Genomic DNA, 20,173 nt, shown 5'->3' with positions numbered 1-20,173 from the left:
AGCCGGGACCTACAGCGTGCAGGTCAGGTCGTCCGCCGGCGTCTGAAGGTCCACCAGGTAGTCGGTGACGGCGTCGTCGACGCAGGTGTTGCCGAAGTAGAGCGAGACGCCGTGCTGGATGCCTTCGACGCTCACCAGGCTCCCACCCAGCACGCGGGCCATGCTGATGCCGCCGTCGTGCGGGGTCCCCGGGTCGCCGGTCAAGGACACGGTGAGCGTGGGCGGCAGGTCGACGTCCCCGGTGACCCACGGCAGGTCCCGGCTCACCGGCTCCGGCCAGCCGGCGCACTCGTACACGCTGGACCCCTCCGGGAACCCCGGGGCCGTGAACGGGGCCGCCTCGCGGGCGTGCTCGAGCAGCGCGTCCTGCTCCTGGGGGCTGCGTGGGTTGTCCATGCACCGGATCGCCAGGTTCGCGTCGACGTTGAGCGCGCCGCCGTACCGGCCGTCCGGTCCGCGTCCGAGCGTGCTGTCCCGCTGCTGCAGCAGCGCGGTGCCGTCGCCCTCGGCGAGGTCCGCCAAGCCCTCGATGACGGCCGGCCAGTGGCTCGAGTTGAACAGCGACGTCGGCACGACCCGCAGCACGTCCTCGTAGGTCAGCTCGCGACCACGGGAGACCGCCAGCGGCTCCTCACGCAGGGGGTCGATGAGCTCCTGGAACGCGGCGGAGGCGCCAGCCGGGTCGGTCCCGAGCGGGCAGTCGGCGTCCTGCGCGCACAAGGCGGCCATGCCGTCGAAGACCTCCTGGAACGCCGTGAACTGGGTCTGCCGGAACTCCGGCTCGGTCAGCTCGGGGTGCACCGCGCCGTCCAGCACGATGGCCCGGACGTTGTCGGGGAAGGTCTCGGCGTACATCGCGCCGAGCTCGCTGCCATAGCTGTACCCGAGGTAGCTGAGCTGGTCGTCGCCCAGCACCTCGCGCAGCACGTCCATCTCCTGCACCACGTTGGCGCTGCCGACACTGGTCAGCTCCGCCACCCCACCGGTGCCGTCGACGCAACGCTGGGCGAGGTCGTCGGCCTGCTGCTCGCTGGTGAACGAGAACAGGTACGGCCACGGTGACTCGTTCCGGTCCAGCTGCTCGTCGGTGTGGCACTGCACGAGCGGGGTGGACGCACCGACCCCACGGGTGTCCCACCCGATGATGTCGAACCGCTCACCGATGACGGTGTTGTCCCAGACCGGACCGAGGGCGGCCGCGAAGCTCATCCCCGACACCCCGGGGCCACCCGGGTTGATCAGCAGCGACCCGATCTTGTCGCCTCGCGCCTCGGCGCGCAGCAGCGCGACGCTGCCACGCTCGCCGTCCGGGTCCGCGTAGTCCAGCGGCACCTCGACCCGGGCGCAGTCGAAGCGGTCGTCGGCGAAGGTCTGCTCGTCGGCCGCGTTCATCGCGTAGGGCGCGCACGACTCGAAGTCGACCTGCTGGTCGTGGAACTCGGCGAGCGGCTCGGACGCGCCGCCACAGGCGCTGATCGCGAGCACCGGTGCCAGTCCCGCCAGGGTCAGGGCAGTTCTGCGGAGCATGTCTCTCCCGTGGTCCGTCCGGTCGTCCGCCGGTCGACGAACGCGGCCCACCCTCAACCGTGCCGTCGAGGCCGGGTCAACCCGCGCGTCCCGAGGACCCAGGGCCTACCCGGTCAGCTGCACGAGCCTGGTCGCCGTCGTCCAGTTGCGGGTGGTCATGACGACATCGAGCCGCGCCCGGGCGAAAGCCCGTTCCAGCGGCGAGCGCACGGAGGTGCTCTCGTACGACAGGTAGAGCACCCGCGGGCCCGCTGCGACCTCGTCGCCACCGTGCCGTGACCCGAGCGTCGCCAGCTCCGCCGGGGACGGCTGCCGGTCCAGGTAGCCCACGTGCACCAGCTTGGGGGACGCCTCCGCACGGTCGGGCCAGGGGCAGCCGTCGACCGCCTCGGCGAGCTCGGCGGCGGTGAAGACCACGACCCGCACAGCCAGCGGAAGGGCCGCCTCGACCCGCTCGGCCAGCCCGTCGGGGTCGGCGGTCACGATGGCGTTGCCGCTGTTCAGGTACGTGCTCACGTCCAGGCAGCCGACACCCTGCAGCACGGCGCGCAGGTCCGTCATGGCCAGCCGGTTGCCCTTGCCGACGTTGATGCCCCGCAGCAGGACGGCGCAGCGCTGCTCCACGTCGCCGGCCGGTCCCTCAGCGGGCGCGTGTCGAGATTGCGTACATGGGGTCGACGGTAGGCCCGACGACCCGTGACCGTCAGTCAGAGGTCGGTCCCCGGCAGCAGCAGGTCGACGACCCGCTGGAGCCGGTGCTCCTCGGTCGAGCGAAGCGGCGGCAGCAGCAGGGTGGTGATGCCGACCGCGGCGGCGGCGCCGTCGTGGGTGCCGCGGTCACCGACCATCAGCACCTCAGCCGCGGCCAGACCCATCTGCTGCAGCGCGTGCTCGAAGACCACCGGGTCGGGCTTGGCCGCACCGACCTCGTAGGACAGCGTCCAGGCGTGGACCAGGTCGGCCCAGGTACCCCCGCCGCGCCGGGTTCGGGCGGCGAAGACGGGGCGCAGGTCGACGTGGATGTCGCTGAGGACCCCGACGCGGACGCCGCTGCGGTGCAACGTCTCCAGCAGCGGTCCGACGTCACCGGCGAAGGGGTCGGCGGCGACGTCGCTCTCGGCGGCGTACAGCGCAGCGGCGAGCTCGTCGTCCACGCCGGCCGCGGCGAACCACGCCGCATGAGCCCGGCGGTGCAGCCCGGCGTCGACGTCGACCGCAGAGGACTCCACCTCGGTGGCGTCCGCCGTGCGCAACCGCACCAGGACGGCCTCGACCGCGGCCGGGTCGCAGGCCCGCTGCAGGCCGCGCAGCGCCCGCTCCACCAGCCCGGCGTACGTCGGCGCGACCACCAGGGTGCCGCGCCAGTCGAGCAGGACGCCGGCGAAGCGGGGTGCGTGGCGAGCGGTGGCGTGCGGCGGCGTCACGCGGTCGGCTCCTCGTCGTGGGCCGCGCGGTGGGCGAGGACGTCGTCCATGTGGCTCTCCGCCCATGCCTTGATGGTGCGGACCGCCTCGGCCAGGGACACCCCGAGCTCGGTCAGCTCGTAGGTGACGGTGACCGGCACGGTGGGGGTGACAGTGCGGGTCACCAGGCCGTCGCGCTCGAGGGTCCTCAGGGTCTGGGTGAGCATCTTCTGGCTGACCCCAGCCAGCTGTCGGGACAGCTGCGAGTACCGCAGCACCCGCCGGCCGTGACCCTCCGCCGGCTGCACCGGTCCGTCGCCCCCGAGGGCGCACAGCACCAGGGTGACCCACTTGTCGGAGATCCGGTCCAGGAGCTGTCGGCTCGGGCACACCGCCAGGAAGGCGTCGTACTCGACCTTCGCCCGGGCCCGACGCTGAGCGGCCGTCACGGCCATGGCCATCTCCTCCTGGTGGGTAACGCACTTTCAGGTGCCTACTTCCTGTCGGAAAGCGGCCTGAGCAGACTCTCACGGGCGGTCGACCGGCCGCACCACCGTCCCTCGAGAGGCAGCAGACCCGATGACTCCCCCGACCACCGGTTCCACGACCACGGCAACGACTGCCGCAACGGCCACGCTCCCCGGCGGGACCTGGGACCTGGCCGGCACGACCGTCAGCCGCGTCGGCTACGGCGCGATGCAGCTCGCGGGGCCCGGGGTGGTGGGACCGCCCGCCGACCCCGACGGCGCCGTGGCCGTCCTGCGTGCGGCCGTCGCCGCGGGCATCACCCACATCGACACCAGCGACGCCTACGGCCCGCGCGTCACCAACGACCTGATCCGGCGGGCCCTGCACCCCTACCCGGCCTCGCTGCTGGTGGCCACCAAGGTCGGCGCCACCCGGGACGCCCAGGGCGGCTGGCCCGCGGCCCGTACCCCCGACGACCTCCGGCGGCAGGTCCACGACAACCTGGCCGCCCTCGACGTGGACGTCCTCGACCTGGTCAACCTGCGTCTCGGCGACGCGGACGGCCCCGTCCCCGAGAGCGTCGGCGAGGCCTTCGGCGCGCTCGTCGACCTGCAGCAGCAGGGCCTGGTCCGGCGTCTCGGCCTGAGCAACGCCACCGCCGCGCAGGTCGCCGAGGCCCGCTCGATCGCGCCGATCGTCTGCGTGCAGAACATGTACAACCTCGCGGTCCGGCAGGACGACGACCTGGTCGACGACCTGGCCCGCGACGGCATCGCCTACGTGCCGTTCTTCCCCCTCGGCGGGTTCACCCCGCTGCAGTCGGCCGCCCTGTCGGCCGTGGCCCGGCGGGTCGGCTCCACTCCGACGGCCGTCGCCCTGGCCTGGTTGCTGCAGCGGTCCCCCAACATCCTGCTCATCCCCGGCACCAGCTCGGTGAGCCACCTGCACGACAACATCACGGGCGCGGGCGTACGGCTGTCCGCCGTCGACGTCGCCGAGCTGGACACCATCGGCCGATAGACCCGCGCGGCGGTTGCCCGGCGAGCGCGCGGGTACCCCTGCGGCATGCCGACGATGCAGACCGTCCAGACCATGATCCGTTCCCACCCCGCCACGACCGGCGTCGACCGGGCCCAGCTGGCCCGGGTCGTCGACCTGCTCCTGGCCTGCAGCGCCGCCTGCACCGTGTGCGCCGACGCGTGCCTGGCCGAGGAGCACGTCGAGGACATGCGCACGTGCATCCGCACGGACCTGGACTGCGCCGACGTGTGCACCGCCGCCGCGCGCGTGCTGTCCCGCCAGACCGCCTACGACGCCGACGTCACCCGCGCGGTGCTGCAGGCGTGCGTCGTCGTCTGCCGGGCCTGTGCCGACGAGTGCGCCTCGCACGGCGACGTGCACGAGCACTGCAAGGTGTGCGCCCAGGCCTGCCAGGACTGCCTGCAGGCCTGCGAGGACCTGCTCGCCGCCATCGGGTGACAGGACCTCGGCCGCGCGGCGCGGCGTGTCGCGTCATCGCCCGCCCACCGTCCCGGTAGTCAGGCACCCATGTCCGGTACGGATGAGGGTGAGCCGGTCACGGCCGGGGACTACGACTCCTTCGCGCGGGCGTACTCGCGCGCCAACGAGTCCAACCTGCTGAACGCGTTCTACGAGCGGCCGGCCATGCTCGGGCTGGCCGGTGACGTGGAGGGGCTGCGGGTCCTGGACGCCGGCTGCGGCTCCGGTCCCCTGACCGCGGCCCTGCGGGAGCGGGGCGCGGTCGTCGCCGGGTTCGACTCCAGCCGGCAGATGGTCGAGCTGGCGCGGGAGCGACTGGGCGCCGACGCCGACGTCCAGGTCGCGAACCTCGGACGCCCGCTGCCGTTCGGCGACGACGTCTTCGACCTGGTCGTCGCCTCACTGGTCCTGCACTACCTGCAGGACTGGGTCGGACCCCTCACCGAGCTGCGCCGCGTGCTGCGCCCAGGCGGTCGGCTGGTCCTGTCGGTGCCCCACCCCAGCGTCTACCTCGTCAACTACGGGGGCAGCACCTACTTCGACACCGTCCGGTACTCCGAGGAGTTCGAGTTCGCGGGGCAGCAGGCGGTCCTGACCTACTGGCACCGCCCGCTGCACGCGATGACGGACGCGTTCACCCGGGCCGGGTTCACGATCTCCGTCGTCAGCGAACCCCCCTTCGTCGCCGACACCCCGCGCGAGCTGCTGCCGCCAGACCTGGCCGACCGGACCGCGTTCGTGTGCTTCCTCTTCTTCGTGCTCGATGCCGGCTGAGCAGACGCGCGGCGGTCCTCAGGCCGCGACCAGCTCCACCTCGTAGCCCGCGCCGTCCTGCAGGTAGGCGGCGTAGTGCTCCGGACCACCCGCGAACGGGTGCCGGTCGACGAACATGAGCTGCCAGCCGTGCTCGGGGCAGCGGCTCGCGAGGTCATCGACCTGGCTGCGGGAGCCACCGTGGAAGGCGAGGTGATTCAGGCCGGGACGGCGGCGCTCGTGGCGTCCCCCGGTCATCGCCGGCGACTGCTCCAGCACGACGTAGGCCGGTCCGAGGCGGTAGCTCACGCCGTGCGCCCAGGACTGGAACGGCTCGTAGCCGAGCTCGGTGAGCAGCCATCCCCACGGGGTCTGGGCGGCGGCGAGGTCGGGTACCCACAGCTCGACGTGGTGCAGCAGGCCGCGCTCGGCGGATCGTGAGGTCACGGCGCAGTGTAGGGAGGAGCGGGGATGGACATCGAGACGGTCGCACGGCTCGAAGCGGCCGAGACCGCGACGGTCCAGGCGCTGGTCGACGCGCTGGTCGCGGGCGGGTCCACGGACCCCGTCCCCACGGCCGTGCCGCTGGCCGGGGGTCTGATGGTGGTCACGGGCGGCGGACGGTACGTGAACCGCGCGGTGGGGGTGACCCTCGCCGAGCTGAGAGCCGAAGACGTCAGCACCGTCGTGCGCCACTACGCGGACGCCGGTCTGCCCGCTGCGGTCCAGCTGTCGTCCTGGGCGCCGGCCGCCACCGTCTCCGCCCTGGGCGCGGCGGGCTTCGTCCCTGTCTGGTGCCGGTCCGTGCTCGTGGCCGACGCCGCCGTCGTGACGGCGCCACGGTCCCCCGCGCCGAACCCCGGGGTCGAGGTCGTCGCGGTGGGTGACGACGCCGCACGGGCGGTTGGAGCCGCCGACGTGATGGCCGCCGAGGCGCTGGGCCGCGGTGCTGGTCGTACGGCCAGCGACGAGTTCATGGCCGCGGACCGCCGCGCGAACGGCACGACCCAGCTGCTGGCCCTGCTCGACGGGGAGCCCGTGGGCTGCGGGTCCCTGTCGGTCGTCGCGGCCGGTGGGTACCGGACCGGATGGCTCGGTGCCGCCGCGACCGTCCCGCAGGCCCGGGGGAACGGTGTCCAGACCGCGCTGGTCCGACACCGGCTCCGGCTGGCCGCCGAGGCCGGGTGCGACCTCGTCGGAGCCACGACCTCGGTCGGGTCGACGTCGACGCGCGTCCTGGGTCGCTGCGGCTTCGTGCTGGTGCAGGAGCAGTGGGTGGTCCAGCGGTCCTGACCGAGGCAGGCCCGGCCGTCAGCGGGTCGGCGCCTCGGCCGAGCCCCCGCGGCGGCTGCCGCGGACGGTCACGATCGACAGCCCCGCGATGACGGCGCTCACGGGGGTCCACAGGGCGCGCTCGTGCGGCGAGCGGGACAGGGCGTTCACCACCGTGCCCAGGACGGCGTAGGCCGCGGCGGAGTAGGACAGTCCGGCCACCAGTCGCGGGTGGGCGTCCCGCATCGGCCCTTCCCCGACCCGCCCCAGCAGCGCCCCGCCCCAGGTGACGAGCAGGCCGGCCGAGGCCACGGCGGCCACCCGCTGCGGCTGCGGCAGCACGCCGGGCGCGGTGCCGCCCTGGGTCCACCGCCCCCAGGGCGCACCGGCCGCCACGGCGACCTGGAAGCCGGCGACCGAGAAGAGGAGCACAGCGGCCGCCCTGGCCGAGGTCCGTACGCGCGAACCGGCTCCGGCTGACATGCCTGGACCCTCCCGCGCCCGGCGACGTGGCGCAAGCAGGTCAGCGAGCGTCGAGGTCGTCCAGCCGGGCCACGTTCACGTCGACCCGGCCGTCGATGCCGTCCACGCGGCCCACCCACAGGAACTGCCACACCGTCCAGGTCGTGTCCGGGCGCCCGACGTGGCTGACCAGCCACCGGGGGCGCTGCGAGCGCTCCAGCACGGGGTAGCGGTCCTCCCAGTCCTCACCGACGTACAGCAGCACGTCGCGGCCCCAGGCGGCCTCCACCTCGGCCAGGAACGCGTCGAGCTCGGCGTCGACCGCCGCGGTGCTCGGGCGACGGCTGCAGTTGCCGGCCAGCTCCAGGTCCACCGCGGGCGGCAGCGCCGAGGCGACCGGCGGCGCGGTGCGCAGGAAGTTCTCGGCCTGCTCCAGCCCCGGCCGGCACAGGGTGAAGAAGTGGTAGGCCCCCCGCTGCAGCCCGGCCTGCTCCGCCCCGGCCCAGTTCTCGGCGAACCGCGCGTCGACGAAGGTCTCGCCCTCGGTCGCCTTGATGTACGCGAACGCGAGGTCGTCGTCGTCGGCGGCCACGGTCGGCCAGTCGATGGGGCCCTGGTGGTTGCTGACGTCCAGGCCGTACGACTCCCCCGCCCGCAGCGACGGACGGTCGTTCGGGTACCAGAGGAACCACCACGCCGCCGCGGCGGCGGCCAGCATCGCCACCGCCAGCGCTACGCCCAGCACACCACGCACGCGTCCGGACCTCAGGACCCCCGTCCCCCACCACTGCACCGGGGCAGGCTACGTGAACGCGGTACGCAGCGTGCGGGTCCGCCCGGGCTCGTGCGGCCCCGCCCCGGGCACCGGGCGCATCCGGCGACGGACCTGGCGCAACGGCGTTCGGCGGCGCAGGATCGTCCCCGTGGCAGCCACCGAGACGGCGTCCGACGGCTACTCGGCCCGGGCCCTGACCCCGCAGACCTGGTCGGACTTCGCCGCGCTGGTCGAGGCGAACCGGGGCGTGTGGGGCGGGTGCTGGTGCGTGGGCTTCCACGCCGAGCCGTTCACAGGCAGCTACGACGGCAACCGGGACCTCAAGCGCGCGCTGGTCGACGCCGGAGCCGTCCGCCAGGTGCTGGTCTACGACGGTGACGACTGCGTCGGCTGGTGCCAGTACGGCACGCCCGACGAGCTGCCCAGCATCAAGAACCCCAAGGCCTACGCCGCGGAGCTGGACGTGCTGCCCACCTGGCGCATCGGGTGCATCTTCACCGGCAGCAGGCACCGCGGCCGTGGGGTCGCCCGGGCGGCGGTCACCGCCGTCCTGGCCGAGGTCGCGGCCGCGGGCGGAGGCCTGCTCGAGGCCTACCCGGAGCAGGTCGTCGACCGGAAGCCCCAACGGGGCGCGTACCTCCACACCGGGCCCGAGTCCCTCTACGAGAGCCTCGGCTTCGTCCGGCACCGCCGGATCGCCAAGTGGCGCTGGGTCATGCGGCGGCAGGTCGATCCCGCCGGGTGACGGGCCTCTGCGGGGCGGGCCTCCCTGCAGCGCTCGGTCGCCCGTGGCGCGCCCGAGGTCAGGTGGTCACGGCCTGACGCGGCCCCACCGTCGCGGCTTCGCGCCGCAGGACCGCCGCGACACCGAGCAGCGGCAGCGCGGCCAGCGCGGTCAGGACCCCGGCGACGACGAACGCGGCCGGTGTCCCGCCGACGTCGACGCTCCAACCGAGGGCGATCGCACCCGCCGCCACGGACAGGTTGGCCACGACGGACTCGAAGCTGAGCATGGTGGCCCGGCGGTTGCTCGGGACGCGGGCGTGCAGGAAGGGTCCGTTGAGCGCGTTGACGGGACCGATGACCAGGTGGGCGACCACGAGGGCGGCGACGAGGACACCGAGCCCGCCGGCCCCCGCCAGGACGAACGAGGCGCCGGCGGACGCCGTGGCGAGGCCGGCCGCCAGCAGGCCACCCAGGCGACGACGCAGCACCGGGGCCAGGGCGGCGGTCAGCCCCTGCGCGACGAAGCAGACCGCGACCAGGGGTCCGAGCACGGCCGCGGCCGTGGCCGGGTCCGACAGCAGGCCCGACAGCCGGACGGGGGTGACGACCTCGAAGGCGAGGAAGCCGGCCGGGATGAGCAGCCAGCGCAGCCCGAACCAGCGCAGCACCCCGTCGCCGACGACGAGCCGGCCGCCGTCGGCGACGGCCGGGCCGACGCCACGCAGGACCGCTCCGAGCCCTTGCCGCGGGAACGGGTGGGGGTCCATCAGGACCAGGAGCGCGACGACGTGGACGACCAGGAGCAGGGCACCCACCAGCAGCGGCACCGACAGGGCCACGAGCGCGGTGATGCCGTCCGAGGGCAGGCCGCCCCGCCGGGCGAGCTCGGCGACGAGCCCGCCGCCGACGGCCCCGGCGGCCAGCGCCAACCCGGTCGCCGTCCCGGCCCGGCCGAGCCCCAGGGTCAGGGTCGCGTCGCGGCGCTCGCCCGGCGGGTGGATGTCGTGCACGGCGTCGACGAACCAGGACTCCAGCGGACCGGACTCCAGCGCCTTGCCGACGGCGAACGCGGCCCCCGCGAGCAGGAACAGCCCCAGGTCGGAGGCCGTGGCGAACAGCAGCAGCGAGCCCAGGGTCACCACGGCGCCGGCCACCAGCACGGTTCGTCGACCGACCACGTCCGCCAGCCCGCCGGTGGGCAGCTCCAGCAGCGCGGTGGTCAGGCCGATGACGGCGACCACGATCCCGATCTCGCCGGCGCCCAGACCCCGCGCCTGCATGATCAGGATCTCGACGGGGACGACCAGGCCCAGCGGCAGGTACTGCAGCGCCGACAGGGCGGTGAAGGCTCGGACGTAGCGGCGCTCGCTCACCAGTCCGTCCCGTCGTCCTGGATCGGGACCGCGCCGAGGTACACGCTGACACGCCGCGCCTCCGGGTCGTCCTCGGGCAGGGCGTCCCCCCGGTCGACCCACGTCGACAGCACGCGGAGCAGGTCGTCGCGCAGCTCCTGCAGCATCTGCGGCGTCAGCCGGGTGGTCGCGTCGCTGGAGCCCATCACCGGGCCCCAGACCGCCAGCTCGTCCCCGGGCAGCTGGGTGGCGGCCGCGGCGTGCCGACCGAACCGTTCCACCTGCATCCGGACGACCCGGCCCAGCGCCGCCCGGCCCGCGGGGTCCTCAGCGAGGTCCCGCACGTCGACGTCCGTGCTGTCGGTGGTTGCCCGCCAGAGCTTGTCGCGCCGGTTGGGCTGCTCCGGGTCCAGCTCGACCAGGCCGTAGCGGGCCAGCTGGCGCAGGTGGTAGCTGGTCGACCCGCTGGACTCCCCCACCTCGCGGCCCAGCCGGCTCGCGGTCGACGGGCCGTGTCGACGCAGCAGCGCGATGAGTCTCATGCGCAGCGGGTGCGCGACGGCCCGCAGCGCGTCGGAGGTGCTGATGACCGAGACCGGCTTGCCGCTGATGCGGCTGTACGGCGTGTCCACCTCGTCAGCGTAGAACCGCAAAGCCAGTTTGCAAAGACTCTTTGCGTAAGTCAGTGGGAGCCTTCGTCGGCGACGGTCGCCGACCCCGCCCGGATGACGGGCCGCACCCCACCGTGGAGGCAACGATGAGGACCCGCCCTCCACGCCGACGAGGGCCGACCGGTCGCGTGCTCGCCGTCGCCCCGCTCGTGACGGCCGCCCTGCTGCTGGGTGGCTGCGGCGGCAGCGTCGGCGACGCGTGCGACTCGCCGGCCCTGCTGCTGGACGAGTCCACCGTGCGGCCGGGCCAGCAGGTGCAGGTGCGGGGCGAGCTCTTCCTCGACGGCTGCGACGACCAGGGACGGGGCGAGTCCCGGACGCCGTTCCCCGCGGTGACGCTGACCTGGGAGCAGGACGGCGCGGTCGTGGACCTGGTGACCGTGGCCGACGTGGACGGCGCCGGAGCGTTCGTCGTCGTCGTGACCGTGCCGCCGGACGCCGTCCCGGGCGAGGCCACGCTGTCCGCGGACTCGGCCGCTCCGCTGGCGGTCGTCGTGAGCCCACCGCCGTGAGCCGCCCGGAGCGATGATTCGGCGACCGCCGCGTGGTCGACCCCAACAGCCCCGTCCCCACTCGACCCGAGGAGCAGCGCGTGCGTGACGTCACCTACTCGATGAGCATGTCGCTGGACGCCTACATCAGCGGGCCGGACGGGGACTTCAACTGGTCCGAGCCGGACCCCGAGGTGTTCGAGCTGGCCACCGACGAGGTGCGCAGGGCCGGCGTCCACCTGCTCGGCCGTCACCTCTACGAGGCCATGCTCTTCTGGGAGTCCGCCGCCGACCGCCGCCTCACCCCTGCGCAGCAGGAGTTCGCCGACCTGTGGAACGCGCTCCCGAAGATCGTCTTCTCGACCACCCTGACGTCCGTGACCGGACCCGGCGCACGGCTGGCCACGGCCGGGCTGGCCGACGAGGTGGCACGGCTGCGGGCCGAGCCCGGCGACAGCGACATCGCGATCGGCGGTCCGCGGCTCGCCTCGCATGCGGCCGACCTAGGACTGATCGACGAGTACCGGATCCGCGTGTACCCCGTGCTGGTCGGCGGCGGGAGCCCCTACTTCGCCCAGCACCAGCGCCTGGTGAGGCTCGAGCCCGTCGAGAGCCGAGCACTCGCCTCGGGCATCCTCTACCTGCGCTACCGCACGGGCCGGGGCTGAGCGGCCGGGGCCACCTCGCAGAGCTTGAACACCTCGGACCGAGTCACCGGGCATCAGTTCCCGCGACGTTGCGCCGAATAGGTGAACTGACTTCATGCGTGACTACGCCTTTCCCAATTGTCTGACAGCCGCCTGACAGGCTCATAGCTTGAGGCCGGGGGTCGACGCCGCTCGGCGTGAGCACGGCGCCCCGTCATCTCGTGGGGAGGCCGCGAGAACGGAGAAGGGACCAATCGTGAGAACACGGAAACTGGCTGCCGCCATGACGGCCGGCGCCTTGGCCGTCACAGGACTACTGGTGGTGTCGCCAGCCACAGCGGCCGAGAGCGACCCGTTGCTGCAGATGCCCTTCCCATGCGGTGAGGTCTGGAACGGGGCAACGAGGCCGCAGCACCCGTCGAGCACGACCAGCTACTACGCGCTCGACTTCAACAAGGGCAGCGGCTCGGACGATCGGGGAGAGGAGGTGGTTGCCAGCGCCGCCGGCACGGTCACGTCACGAGGTGGGGCCTACGGCAGCGTTCACATCGATCACGCCGGGGGATGGAGCACGCGCTACCTGCACATGAGCGGACTCCAGGTCCAGGTGGGGCAGTCCGTCCGTGCCGGACAGCTCATAGGCTTCGTCGACGACGTGGGCTCGCCTGGCGCCTACCACCTCCACTACGAGCAGCGTCTTGACGGCGTGCTGCAGCACATCGCGTTCGACGGCTCGAGGGTGAACTACATATTCAAGTACAACGGCCCCGCCTTCGTCAGCAGAAACTGCGCAACCGACCCCGCGATCCCCGCCGTCGACCACCTCACAGGGGTGCCCTCCTACGGGAGGGATGCCATGGACCTCGCTGCTGACCTCGGCGTCTGGTCCACGAGCGTGCGTGGCGACGCCGACACGCGGCGTTACGAGATCGCCGTGACCCTGGACAAGCTCGGCCTTCTGCCCGCCACGACGGCGAGCACCTCCGGCCCGTGGACGAACGGGACCCCGGGCTGGGCCGAGGACCAGATGGGGACAGCTGTCGCGTCCTACCTGTTCTCGTCGTCGGTCCCAGGAGACACAGTCGTGACCAGGGCCGACCTGGCCGTCTTCCTCGACCGGCTGGGGCTGCTCGGCACCGCCGCCCCAGCGCCCCCCGGCGAGTGGAGCCAAGGCGTCCCCGCCCACGCGGAGCAAGCGATGGGGCGCGCGGTCCGGTCGGGTGCCATGTCCGGCGCCGTTCCCTGGGACGACCACGTCCAGCGGTTCGAGGCCGCCATAATCCTCGGGCACGTCGGAGTGCTGGGGAAGTGGCTGGAGGGCACGCCCGACTACGCCATCCCGACGATGCGTTCTGCCGTGTACGGCGGTTTGGTCTCCCCCGGTGTCGCGGGTGGCGATGACGTCACCCGGTACACGTACGCGGTCATGCTCGGCCGCTCCGGCCTGCTGGACGAGTCGCTGGAGCCCGCCTCGTCGGGGACCTGGTCCAGCGGCGTGCCGGAGTGGGCAAGGGCGAGCATGGGTATCGCCGTCGCTCAGGGGCTGTTCTCGCCCAACGCTCGAGGCGACGCGACCGTGGAGCGTGCGGACTTCGCGGTGGTCGCCGACAGGCTGGGACTCCTCGGCGACGGCGCACCCGCGCCGAACGGTGCATGGTCGACGGGTATCCCGTCCTGGGCGCGACCGGCCGTCGGCAAGGCGGTGGCAAGGGGTGTCCTGAGCCCCAACGTCTCGTGGAGCGACGAGGTCCAGCGCTACGAAGCGGCCGTCTTCTTCTCCCACCTGGGACTGATGGAGTAGTCCGCCCGGCGGCTGGGTGCCGACTGCAGGTCGGCACCCAGCCGCCGGCTCGGGGCGGACATGCGCGCTGGTCAAGGGTCCTGTCGTCGACGTCGGCGGCGCCGCCCGCACTTGTGGACCAGGCCAGCGAAGAACCCGTGCCCGGGGCGTTGCCGAGCATGGCGGACGCACGTACTGGCTGGACGTCCATCTGCCACTGAGAACGCCACGATGCCGGTGCAGGTGCCGACCGTCAGACGTAGCGGACCTGCGGTTCGTGCGAGGTCCTCATCTCAACGGACTTCACCTCATGGATCGGAGCCCCCCGAGTCGCAGGACGCTGAGGCTGAGTGGAACAGCGACCTCAGCGGCCCTGCTCCAGGGCGGCCGCGACCGCGGCGTGCACGTACCGGGCGAAGCCGAGGGCGACGGCGTCCCACTGCTGCGCGGCGGTGGGGTCCGCCAGGTAGCCGTCGGCGACGCGCAGGTGCCGAGCCCGGTCGCAGTCGAAGAACCAGTCGTCCAGGTGGCGGCGGTGCTGCTCCACGGCGGCCGCGGCCCGGGGCCCGTCCGGCGGCTCACCGGCGGCCAGGGCGGTGGCGAAGGCGTCGACGGCGGCGTGGGCCTCGGCCCTGATGCGTCGCCAGTCCGCCTCGGTGTAGGCCGCCGTGCGCCGGGCCAGCCGCTCGGCGTCGTCGACGTCCGACTCACCCGGCGTCGGGGCGGCGCCGTCGCGCGGGGGCACGTCGGCCCGCGCGAGGCGCTCGGCGAACGTGTCGGTGCCGAAGACCGCCAGCTGCTGCTCCGGGGTGAGCGAGACGCCGGCCCGCCGGGCGTCCAGCTCGTCCTCGACGGCCCGCAGCAGCGCGCGGGTGCGCTCCAGCCGGGCGCGGAGCAGCGCGTGCTGGTGGCGCAGGTGGTCCACGCCGTCCGGGTCGTCGAGCAGGCGGGCGATCACCGGCAGCGGCAGGTCCAGCTCGCGGTAGAACAGCACCCGCCTGAGCCGCACCAGGTCCTCCGGGCCGTACCACCGGTGCCCGCCCGGGCTGCGTCCCGACGGTCGCAGCAGGCCGAGGCGGTCGTAGTGGTGCAGCGCCCGTACCGACGTCCCCGCAGCGGCCGCGACCTGCCCGACCGTCCAGGCCGCGCCGGCGCCCGCCGCGCCGTGGCCCGCCGCGCCGTCACCGTCCGCGCCCTGCTCGACCACCTAGGCCTCGCGGTACCGGGCGGCGGCCCGGGCGTGGGCCTGCTCGAGCAGGCGGCGCAGCCGCGGCGTCGTCACCGGGCCGGGGCGCACGACGCACACCCAGCCCTGGGCGGCGTAGACCGGGTGCGGCAGCCACACGTCGGCGGCGGCGTGGTCCACCTCGTCCTGGTGGGCCTCGGCCGCGGCCGGCGGGTAGCCGAGCAGCTCGGCGAACAGCTCGCGTCCCGCGGCGACGTTGACCCGGTAGACGCCCGGGCGGTCCAGCCGGGACGCGGTGTCGAAGCCCGGGTAGTCCGACGTCACGACGGTCGCGAACGGCTGCCACCGGCCCTGGTCCGCGCTCCCGTCGGGGTCGTGGCTGACGAAGGAGTCGCCCCAGGCGCTCGGCGGGGACCCGTCGCCCTCGCGGGCCGTGGTCACCACCACCCCCGTCAGCGCCCGCACCCACGCGAGGACGTCGTCCACCTGCGGCTGCGTCGGCTCGTCGTCCCGACCGGTCCCGTCCTCTGGCTGCGTCACACCCCGGACGCTAGGACCCTCCCCTACGTCAGGTTCAAGCCGCAGCGGCGCGCACGACGGGCCCGGCACGGCGGACCCGTCACTCCCAGCCGAAGAAGACCCGCTCCACCACCGCGCGGGCGTGGCGGGCGGTGCGCAGCCAGTCGTCCTCCAGGTGCGAGGCCTGACCCGGGCCGTAGCCCATCAGCCGCGCGATGCCGTCCAGGTCGCCGCGGTCGGTGGGCAGCACCTCGGTGGCCCGGCCCCGCCAGAGCGTCAGGGCGTCACGCAGCCGGGACCCCATCCGCCAGGCCCCCTCCAGGGTGTCGGCGTCGGCGTCGTCCAGCAGGCCTACCTCGCGGGCCCCGGCCAGCGCCTCCAGCGTCGAGGCCGTCCGCAGCTGCGGGTGGGCGTGGGCGTGCTGCAGCTGCAACAGCTGCAGGGTCCACTCCACGTCGGTGAGCCCGCCGCGCCCCAGCTTGATGTGACGGCGGGCGTCGACCCCGCGCGGCAGCCGCTCGGACTCGATCCGCGCCTTGATGCGACGGATCTCGACCACGGCGTCCTTGCCGGGCCCGCCGTCGGGGTAGCGCAGCGGGTCGATGACCTCGGCGAACCGCTCGGCCAGGCCGGCGTCGCCCACCAGCACGTTGGCCCGCAGCAGGGCCTGGTGCTCCGAGGGCACCGACCAGCGGCCGTAGTAGGACCGCATGGCCTCCAGCGTCCGGACGAGCTCGCCGTTGCGACCCTCCGGCCGCAGCCCGGCGTCCAGCTCCACGGGCGGCTCGGCGCCGGAGCGGCGCAGCAGCTCCCGGGCGCGCGTCACCACGTCGCGGGCCACCTGGGTGGCCTGCTCCCGGTCGACGCCCTCGTGCGGCTCGTGCACCAGGACCACGTCGACGTCGCTGGAGTAGCTGGACTCCCCGCCCGCCAGCCGGCCCAGCACCAGCACCAGCAGCCGGGTCGGCAACCGGTCCATCGCCTCGGTCAGGTCGGCGGTCTCCCCGCGCTCGGCGGCCACGTCCCGGGCCACGGCCTGCAGCGCCACGATGGTGACGACGGCCGCGCTGGTGGCCAGCGCCCGACCGGCGGTCTCGCCGTCGATCAGCCCCGTGACGTCGGCGATCCCGGTCCGGACGACCTCGCGGCGCCGGATGGCCCGCAGCGCCCAGACCGCCTCCTCGGCGTCCGCGCTGCGCCGAGCGACGGCCAGGGCCTCGGCCAGCAGCGACTCGTGGGTGGGCGGCACCAGCCGGTCGTCGGAGTCGAACAGCGCCGTCGTGTTCGGGGCGCGCTCGATCAGCCCGGGCACCAGCCGGCCGGAGGCCAGCACCAGGGCGAACCGCTCGGCCGCCCCGGCGGAGTCGCGCAGCATCTTGAGGTACCAGTGCGTCGAGCCCAGCTCGTCGGAGATGCGCCGGAACGCCAGCAGCCCCGCGTCGGGGTCGGCCGCGTCGGCGAACATGCCGAGCATGGCCGGCAGCAGGGTGCGCTGGATCGCCGCGCGTCGGCTCACCCCGCCCGACAGCGCCTCCATGTGCCGCAGCGCCCCGGCCGGGTCCCGGTAGCCGAGGGCCTGCAGCCGCTCGGTGGCCGCCGAGCTGGTGAGCCGCACCTCGTCGGTCGACAGCGAGGCGATCGCCGTGAGCAGCGGCCGGTAGAACAGCTTCTCGTGCAGCCGGGTGACGACCCGGACGGTCTCGCGCCAGGCGGTGCGCAGGTCGTCGGTGTCGGCACCCGGCCGCAGCACGAGCCGGGCCAGCCGGCGCCAGCCCTCGGGCCGGTCGGGCAGCACGTGGGTGCGGGCCATCCGCTGCAGCTGCAGCCGGTGCTCCAGCACCCGCAGGAACCGGTAGGCCCGGTCCAGCTCGGCCCCGTCGTCGCGGCCGATGTAGCCGTGCGCGGTCAGCGCCTCCAGCGCGACCAGGGTGCTGGGGGCCCGCAGCCGGGTGTCGATGCGGCCGTGGACCAGCTGCAGCAGCTGCACGCTGAACTCCACGTCGCGCAGCCCGCCGCGGCCCAGCTTGAGCTGCCGGTCGGCCTCCTTGGCCGGGATGTGCTCGACCACGCGGCGGCGCATGGCCCGGGAGGACTCGACGAACCCGTCGCGCTCGGTCACCTGCCAGACCATCGGCCAGATCGCGTCGTGCCACTCCCGCCCCAGCTCGGCGTCGCCGGCGGCCACCCGGGCCTTGAGCATGGCCTGGAACTCCCACGGCTCGGCCCAGCGCTCGTAGTAGGCGAGGTGGCTGGCCAGGGACCGGGTGAGTGGGCCGCCCTTGCCCTCGGGCCGCAGCGCCGCGTCCACCTGCCACAACGACCCCTCGGGCGTCCGCCCGCCGCAGATCTGCCCGATCGCGGCGGCCAGCCGGGACCCGACGGCCTGCGCGCGGGAGTCGTCGACCGCGCCCTCGACCGGCTCGCACACGTACAGAACGTCGACGTCGCTGATGTAGTTGAGCTCCTGCGCCCCCGTCTTGCCCAGCGCGATGACGGCCAGACGCACCTGGTCGGCGCCGGGGACCTCCCGCGCGGCCAGCGCGCAGGCCGCCGCCAGCGCCGCGTCGGCCAGGTCGGCCAGCGCCGCGCCCACCCGGGGCAGCACCGCGGCGGCGTCCTCGGCGCACAGGTCCGTCGCGGCGACCGCCAGCAGCTGGTCGCGGTAGGCCACCTTGAGCGCGTCGCGGGCGGGCGTGCCCTCGTGGTCGGTGACGGCCTGCAGCAGCAGGTCGCGGCGCTGGTCGGCCGTCACGGCCAGGCCGTCGCGGGCCACCCGCCGCCACGACGACGGGTGTCGGACGACGTGGTCGGTCAGGGCCCGGCTGGCGCCCAGCACGCGCACCAGCCGCCGGATCGGGCCCGGCCCCTCGCACGGGTCGCGGTCGTCCACGACGACGTCACGCAGCCGGTGGGGCAGGTCGTCGGCCTCGTCGACGCACTCGACCAGGCGCACCAGGCCCAGCAGGGCCGCGTCGGGATCGGCCGTGTCGCCCAGCAGCTCGGCCAGGGCCAGGGCGCCGGCCTCGGAGCGGGCCAGGTCGAGCAGGCGCGGCAGGGCGACGTCCACGTCGGTGAACCCCTGCCGGGCCACCCGGGCCCGCGAGGACGCCGAGCGCCCCCCGTCGACACGCTCGCCGGCCACCCGGTCCGACGTCGGGCTCATGCGGACCCGCAGGTCGTGGCGAACCGGGTGGTGGCGGTGCGGGTCGGCTCCCGGCTCACAGCAGCGGCAGGTAGCGACGCCGCTCGAACGGGGTGATCTCCCGGCGGTAGTCGTCCCACTCGGCGCGCTTGTTGCGCAGGAAGAAGTCGAACACGCCCTCGCCGAGCGTCTCCGCGACCAGCTCCGAGCCCTCCATGACCGCCACGGCCTCGGCCAGGCTGCCCGGCAGCGGCTCGATGCCCAGCGCGCGGCGCTCGGCGTCGGTCAGGCTCCAGACGTCGTCCTCGGCCCCCGGCGGCAGCTCCAGGCCCTCCTCCACGCCCTTGAGCCCGGCGGCGAGCATGAGCGCGAAGGCCAGGTAGGGGTTGGTCGCCGGGTCCAGGGCGCGGTACTCCACGCGCGTGGACTGGCCCTTGCTCGGCTTGTACATCGGCACCCGGACCAGCGCCGAGCGGTTGTTGTGCCCCCAGCTGACGTAGGACGGCGCCTCGCTGCCGCCCCACAGCCGCTTGTAGGAGTTGACCCACTGGTTGGTGACGGCCGTGATCTCGCGGGCGTGGCGCAGCAGGCCGGCGATGAACGAGCGGCCCGTGGTCGACAGCTGGTACTCCGCACCGTCGGCGTGGAACGCGTTGGACTCCCCCGAGAACAGCGACAGGTGGGTGTGCATCCCGGAGCCGGGCAGCCCCGCCAGCGGGCGCGGCATGAACGACGCCTGCATGCCCTGGCTGTAGGCGACCTCCTTGACCACGGTGCGGAAGGTCATGATGTTGTCGGCCGTGCTGAGCGCGTCGGCGTAGCGCAGGTCGATCTCGTTCTGGCCCGGGCCGTTCTCGTGGTGGGAGTACTCGACCGAGATGCCGAGCGCCTCCAGCATCGTGATGGCCTCGCGCCGGAAGTCGTGGGCCACGCCCGCCGGTACGTGGTCGAAGTAGCCGGCCTGGTCGACCGGGATCGGCACGCCCTGGGAGTCCAGGTCCTTCTCGAACAGGTAGAACTCGATCTCGGGGTGCGTGTAGAACGCGAACCCCGCCTCGGCGGCCTTGGCCAGCGTCCGCTTGAGCACGAACCGCGGGTCCTGCCCCGCCGGCTCGCCGTCGGGGGTGAGCACGTCGCAGAACATCCGGGCCGTGCCCTGCCGGCCGTCCGGCCCGCCCCGCCAGGGCAGCACCGCGAAGGTCGACGGGTCCGGGCGGACCAGCATGTCGGACTCCACCACCCGGGCCAGGCCCTCGATGGTCGAGCCGTCGAAGCCGATGCCCTCGGTGAACGCGGCCTCCAGCTCGGCCGGGGCGACCGCGACGGACTTGAGCGAGCCGAGCACGTCGGTGAACCAGAGCCGGACGAACCGGACGTCTCGTTCCTCGACGGTACGGAGGACGAACTCCTGCTGACGGTCCATGGCTGCACGGTAGTGCGTGAGGGCTGCCGGGGCCCTCGCGCCCGCCGCAGGGTGGTCCGTCGCGGGGACGCGGGCC

Annotated in this window: 21 protein-coding genes; 8 read left to right on the top strand and 13 right to left on the bottom strand. The window is 74.0% G+C overall.

The features are described 5' to 3' along the window. Positions 1–9: 9 nt before the first annotated feature. The 4 genes from SJY06_RS12385 to SJY06_RS12370 form a co-directional block, all read right to left on the bottom strand. A complete protein-coding gene (locus SJY06_RS12385) occupies positions 10–1,527 on the bottom strand; it encodes an alpha/beta hydrolase (RefSeq protein WP_380167838.1) in 1,518 nt (505 codons plus the stop codon). Between the two features lie 105 nt (positions 1,528–1,632). Further along, complete coding sequence (locus SJY06_RS12380; RefSeq protein WP_380167837.1) at positions 1,633–2,151, bottom strand: DUF1697 domain-containing protein; 519 nt, start codon at positions 2,149–2,151, stop codon at positions 1,633–1,635. Between the two features lie 83 nt (positions 2,152–2,234). Next, on the bottom strand, positions 2,235–2,951 hold the full coding sequence (locus SJY06_RS12375; protein WP_380167836.1) for an HAD family hydrolase: 717 nt from the start codon (positions 2,949–2,951) through the stop codon (positions 2,235–2,237). Next, complete coding sequence (locus SJY06_RS12370) at positions 2,948–3,385, bottom strand: winged helix-turn-helix transcriptional regulator (protein WP_380167835.1); 438 nt, start codon at positions 3,383–3,385, stop codon at positions 2,948–2,950. The genes SJY06_RS12375 and SJY06_RS12370 overlap by 4 nt, the downstream gene beginning before the upstream one ends. Positions 3,386–3,509: 124 nt before the next feature. On the opposite strand from SJY06_RS12370, the gene SJY06_RS12365 reads away from it, so the two are divergent. The 3 genes from SJY06_RS12365 (at position 3,510) to SJY06_RS12355 (ending at position 5,672) form a co-directional block, all read left to right on the top strand. Continuing rightward, complete coding sequence (locus tag SJY06_RS12365; protein WP_380167834.1) at positions 3,510–4,418, top strand: oxidoreductase; 909 nt, start codon at positions 3,510–3,512, stop codon at positions 4,416–4,418. Positions 4,419–4,463: 45 nt separating this feature from the next. After that, positions 4,464–4,877 (top strand): four-helix bundle copper-binding protein, encoded by a 414-nt coding sequence (locus SJY06_RS12360; RefSeq protein WP_380167833.1) that lies wholly within the window; start codon positions 4,464–4,466, stop codon positions 4,875–4,877. Between the two features lie 69 nt (positions 4,878–4,946). Beyond that, a complete protein-coding gene (locus SJY06_RS12355) occupies positions 4,947–5,672 on the top strand; it encodes a class I SAM-dependent methyltransferase (RefSeq protein WP_380167832.1) in 726 nt (241 codons plus the stop codon). 18 nt (positions 5,673–5,690) lie between these two features. On the opposite strand, the gene SJY06_RS12350 is transcribed toward SJY06_RS12355, so the two are convergent. Further along, positions 5,691–6,098 (bottom strand): VOC family protein, encoded by a 408-nt coding sequence (locus SJY06_RS12350; RefSeq protein ID WP_380167831.1) that lies wholly within the window; start codon positions 6,096–6,098, stop codon positions 5,691–5,693. A gap of 24 nt (positions 6,099–6,122) precedes the next feature. Here SJY06_RS12350 and SJY06_RS12345 point away from each other — a divergent pair, with 24 nt between their 5' ends. Continuing rightward, on the top strand, positions 6,123–6,944 hold the full coding sequence (locus SJY06_RS12345) for a GNAT family N-acetyltransferase (protein ID WP_380167830.1): 822 nt from the start codon (positions 6,123–6,125) through the stop codon (positions 6,942–6,944). Positions 6,945–6,962: 18 nt separating this feature from the next. Here the strand turns inward: SJY06_RS12345 and SJY06_RS12340 are convergent, their stop codons facing one another. Both SJY06_RS12340 and SJY06_RS12335 read right to left on the bottom strand, forming a co-directional pair. After that, positions 6,963–7,355: a hypothetical protein gene (locus SJY06_RS12340; protein WP_380167829.1), complete on the bottom strand. Its 393-nt coding sequence runs from the start codon at positions 7,353–7,355 to the stop codon at positions 6,963–6,965. A 91-nt stretch (positions 7,356–7,446) separates the two neighbouring features. Next, positions 7,447–8,139 (bottom strand): GH25 family lysozyme, encoded by a 693-nt coding sequence (locus SJY06_RS12335; protein WP_380167828.1) that lies wholly within the window; start codon positions 8,137–8,139, stop codon positions 7,447–7,449. 169 nt (positions 8,140–8,308) lie between these two features. Between SJY06_RS12335 and SJY06_RS12330 the strand changes: the two genes are divergently transcribed. Continuing rightward, positions 8,309–8,905 (top strand): GNAT family N-acetyltransferase, encoded by a 597-nt coding sequence (locus SJY06_RS12330; RefSeq protein ID WP_380167827.1) that lies wholly within the window; start codon positions 8,309–8,311, stop codon positions 8,903–8,905. A 58-nt stretch (positions 8,906–8,963) separates the two neighbouring features. On the opposite strand, the gene SJY06_RS12325 is transcribed toward SJY06_RS12330, so the two are convergent. Both SJY06_RS12325 and SJY06_RS12320 read right to left on the bottom strand, forming a co-directional pair. Further along, positions 8,964–10,259, bottom strand: a complete 1,296-nt coding sequence (locus SJY06_RS12325) for an MFS transporter (protein ID WP_380167826.1) — start codon at positions 10,257–10,259, stop codon at positions 8,964–8,966. Beyond that, the gene (locus tag SJY06_RS12320; protein ID WP_380167825.1) at positions 10,256–10,870 is read right to left on the bottom strand and encodes a helix-turn-helix domain-containing protein; all 615 of its coding nucleotides are present in this window, start codon (positions 10,868–10,870) and stop codon (positions 10,256–10,258) included. Before SJY06_RS12320 ends, SJY06_RS12325 begins: the two co-directional genes overlap by 4 nt. Positions 10,871–10,995: 125 nt before the next feature. Here SJY06_RS12320 and SJY06_RS12315 point away from each other — a divergent pair, with 125 nt between their 5' ends. The 3 genes from SJY06_RS12315 (at position 10,996) to SJY06_RS12305 (ending at position 13,848) form a co-directional block, all read left to right on the top strand. Beyond that, positions 10,996–11,421 carry a hypothetical protein gene (locus tag SJY06_RS12315; protein ID WP_380167824.1) on the top strand — a complete coding sequence of 142 codons (426 nt, stop codon included), beginning with the start codon at positions 10,996–10,998 and terminating at the stop codon, positions 11,419–11,421. 80 nt (positions 11,422–11,501) lie between these two features. Next, positions 11,502–12,068, top strand: a complete 567-nt coding sequence (locus tag SJY06_RS12310; RefSeq protein WP_380167823.1) for a dihydrofolate reductase family protein — start codon at positions 11,502–11,504, stop codon at positions 12,066–12,068. A gap of 262 nt (positions 12,069–12,330) precedes the next feature. Then, complete coding sequence (locus SJY06_RS12305; protein WP_380167822.1) at positions 12,331–13,848, top strand: M23 family metallopeptidase; 1,518 nt, start codon at positions 12,331–12,333, stop codon at positions 13,846–13,848. Between the two features lie 343 nt (positions 13,849–14,191). Here the strand turns inward: SJY06_RS12305 and SJY06_RS12300 are convergent, their stop codons facing one another. The 4 genes from SJY06_RS12300 to SJY06_RS12285 all read right to left on the bottom strand — a co-directional run bounded on the left by SJY06_RS12300 (position 14,192) and on the right by SJY06_RS12285 (position 20,097). Next, the gene (locus SJY06_RS12300) at positions 14,192–15,034 is read right to left on the bottom strand and encodes a MerR family transcriptional regulator (protein WP_380167821.1); all 843 of its coding nucleotides are present in this window, start codon (positions 15,032–15,034) and stop codon (positions 14,192–14,194) included. Beyond that, on the bottom strand, positions 15,035–15,553 hold the full coding sequence (locus SJY06_RS12295; protein WP_380167820.1) for a DUF6194 family protein: 519 nt from the start codon (positions 15,551–15,553) through the stop codon (positions 15,035–15,037). It lies immediately after the preceding gene. Between the two features lie 79 nt (positions 15,554–15,632). Then, positions 15,633–18,695 (bottom strand): bifunctional [glutamine synthetase] adenylyltransferase/[glutamine synthetase]-adenylyl-L-tyrosine phosphorylase, encoded by a 3,063-nt coding sequence (locus tag SJY06_RS12290; RefSeq protein WP_380167819.1) that lies wholly within the window; start codon positions 18,693–18,695, stop codon positions 15,633–15,635. A 55-nt stretch (positions 18,696–18,750) separates the two neighbouring features. Next, positions 18,751–20,097 carry a glutamine synthetase family protein gene (locus SJY06_RS12285; protein ID WP_380167818.1) on the bottom strand — a complete coding sequence of 449 codons (1,347 nt, stop codon included), beginning with the start codon at positions 20,095–20,097 and terminating at the stop codon, positions 18,751–18,753. Positions 20,098–20,173: the final 76 nt, after the last annotated feature.

Origin of the sequence: Jannaschia sp. R86511 (assembly GCF_042466345.1) — a bacterium.
Lineage (GTDB): Bacteria > Actinomycetota > Actinomycetes > Actinomycetales > JBBAYJ01 > Aquipuribacter.
Note: the sequence above shows the minus strand (reverse complement) of the source record. Positions and strands in the feature narration are given on the sequence as shown.